We start from the raw sequence: 2,207 nt of genomic DNA, 5'->3' as shown, positions 1-2,207 counted from the left end.
GCGACGCGCCCGCCTCGACGGCCTCGCCGCGCAGCATCACGAGCACGCGGTCGGCGACCTCGGCCACTACACCCATGTCGTGCGTGATGAACATGACGCCCATCTGCATCTCGCGCTGCAGTTCGCGGATCAATTGAAGGATCTGCGCCTGCACCGTCACGTCCAGCGCCGTGGTGGGCTCGTCCGCGATCAGCAGCGCCGGCTTGCAGGCGAGTGCCATCGCGATCATCACGCGCTGGCGCATCCCGCCCGACAGTTGGTGCGGATAGCGTCCAAGCACGTTTCGCGCGTCGGGGATACGCACCTGATCGAGCATGCGCAGCGCTTGCGCACGCGCCTCGGCGACCCCGAGCCCCTGGTGCAGGCGGATCGATTCGGCGATTTGCTCGCCCACCGGAAAGACCGGATTGAGCGACGTCATCGGCTCCTGAAAGATCATCGCGAGATCGGCGCCGCGCATCGCGCGCATCTGTTGCCCCGAGCACTGCGCGATGTCGACCGTCTGTCCGCCCCGCCGGCGAAATCCAAGGCGACCGCCGGTGATACGGCCGCCGCCGTACTCGACGAGCCGCATCAGCGCGAGCGACGTCACCGATTTGCCTGAGCCCGATTCACCGACGATCGCCAGCGTCTCGCCGCGATCGACATGAAACGAGAGATGCTTGACTGCTTCGACCGTACGTTCCGATCCTCTGAACTCGACGCTCAGATCTTCAACCTGTACGACCCGCTCGGGCGCCATGTCCGCGAAGGCGGCAACTTTCTCGCTCATCATCTTTCTTCCGCCGAAAAGAGCCGGGCCTTCGCACCGCGAACGCCCCTGGCCGAGCTACCTGTAAATGGCGACGACCGGGGGCTGTCCTGCGCGAATGAAGCCTCGGTACATCCCTTCCGTGTTGAACGGCATGCTCACGTTGCCGTGTGCGTCGACCGCCACCAGACCACCGCGTCCGTCGATGCGCGGCAATTGTTCGTGAACCACGTGATGCGCGGCTTCGTCCAGCGACGCGCCCGCGTATCGCATGCGGGCCGCGATGTCGTGGGCCACCACCATGCGGATGAACATCTCGCCGCTGCCGGTGGTCGAGATTGCGCAGGTGCCGTTCTCCGCATAGCAGCCCGCGCCGATGATCGGCGCGTCGCCGACGCGGCCTGGCTGCTTGTTGGTCATGCCGCCTGTGGACGTAGCAGCGGCCAGGTTGCCGTGACGGTCGCGCGCCACGGCGCCGACCGTGCCGAGCTTGCGGTCTTCATCCAGCGGCGCGGCCCCCTGCGTTGCGTGGGAAAACGATAGCGGCACCGCGCCGGTGGAGACGGCATCGTGATCGAGCGTCGTTTGCCGCGCATCGGCCTGCTGCACGCGTTCGAGTTGTTCGCGGCGTAACGGCGTCGAGAAGAACGACGGGTCCACGCATTCGAGCCCTTGCTGGCGGGCAAAGGCTTCCGCGCCTTCGGCGACGAACATCACGTGCTGGCTGTGCTCCATCACCGCACGCGCCGCGAGCACCGGATTACGCACCGTGCGCAGATTGGCGACCGCGCCGGCCTGCAGCGTGCGGCCGTCCATGATCGACGCGTCGAGTTCATGCGTGCCGGCGCTCGTGAATACCGCACCATGCCCCGCATTGAAAAGCGGGCATTCCTCCAGCAACCGGACGGCCTCGGTCACCGCGTCGAGCGCGCTGCCGCCCTGCTCCAGCACGCGTCCCGCATCCTGCAAGATGCGCGCGAGCGCGTTTTCGTACGCCTCGCGCATTTCGGCGGAGGCGTCCGCACGCGCCATCGCGCCCGCACCGCCGTGAATCGCCAGTACAGCGTCAGTCATGGTTTTGATCCTGGTTGCTTAGCCACGGCATCACCGCCTCGGTCAGTTGCGCCACATCGTCGAGCGAGTTCTCGGAGCGATGCGCCACCGCCGCCGAAAGCGCCTCGATCATGCCGAGCGCCGCTGTTTCCGAGTTCGACAGGTACTGCCGTTCGCTCGATGCATAGAGGCAGACGTCGGCGTGTCTGGCGATCGGCGAGGTCGGCTTGTCGGTGATGGCGAGCACACCCGCGCCGGCCTCGCGGGCCGACTTCGTCAGCGTGACGGTGTCGGCGAGATAGCGCGGGAAACAGATCGAGATCAGCAGATCGCCCTGGCGGATGCGCGAGATCTGGCGAGCCGCTTCCGACACGCCGCCTAGCGTCGCGAGGCTTTTGACGAC

Annotated in this window: 3 protein-coding genes; all 3 read right to left on the bottom strand. The window is 66.7% G+C overall.

All coding sequences use genetic code 11. From position 1 onward, the window contains the following. Window positions 1-772 (bottom strand): ATP-binding cassette domain-containing protein (locus PXJ20_RS32770; RefSeq protein ID WP_421057496.1); only part of this gene is annotated, 772 nt, incomplete at its 3' end. A 57-nt stretch (window positions 773-829) separates the two neighbouring features. After that, complete coding sequence (locus PXJ20_RS32765) at window positions 830-1,825, bottom strand: isoaspartyl peptidase/L-asparaginase family protein (RefSeq protein WP_421030429.1); 996 nt, start codon at window positions 1,823-1,825, stop codon at window positions 830-832. Then, window positions 1,818-2,207 (bottom strand): MurR/RpiR family transcriptional regulator (locus PXJ20_RS32760; RefSeq protein ID WP_421057495.1); only part of this gene is annotated, 390 nt, incomplete at its 5' end. The genes PXJ20_RS32760 and PXJ20_RS32765, both read right to left, overlap by 8 nt.

Origin of the sequence: Paraburkholderia sp. A1RI_3L (assembly GCF_048957895.1) — a bacterium.
Classification (GTDB): domain Bacteria; phylum Pseudomonadota; class Gammaproteobacteria; order Burkholderiales; family Burkholderiaceae; genus Paraburkholderia; species Paraburkholderia kururiensis.
The sequence above is the reverse complement of the archived record's forward strand: the minus strand, read 5'-3'. Positions and strand labels throughout refer to the sequence as shown.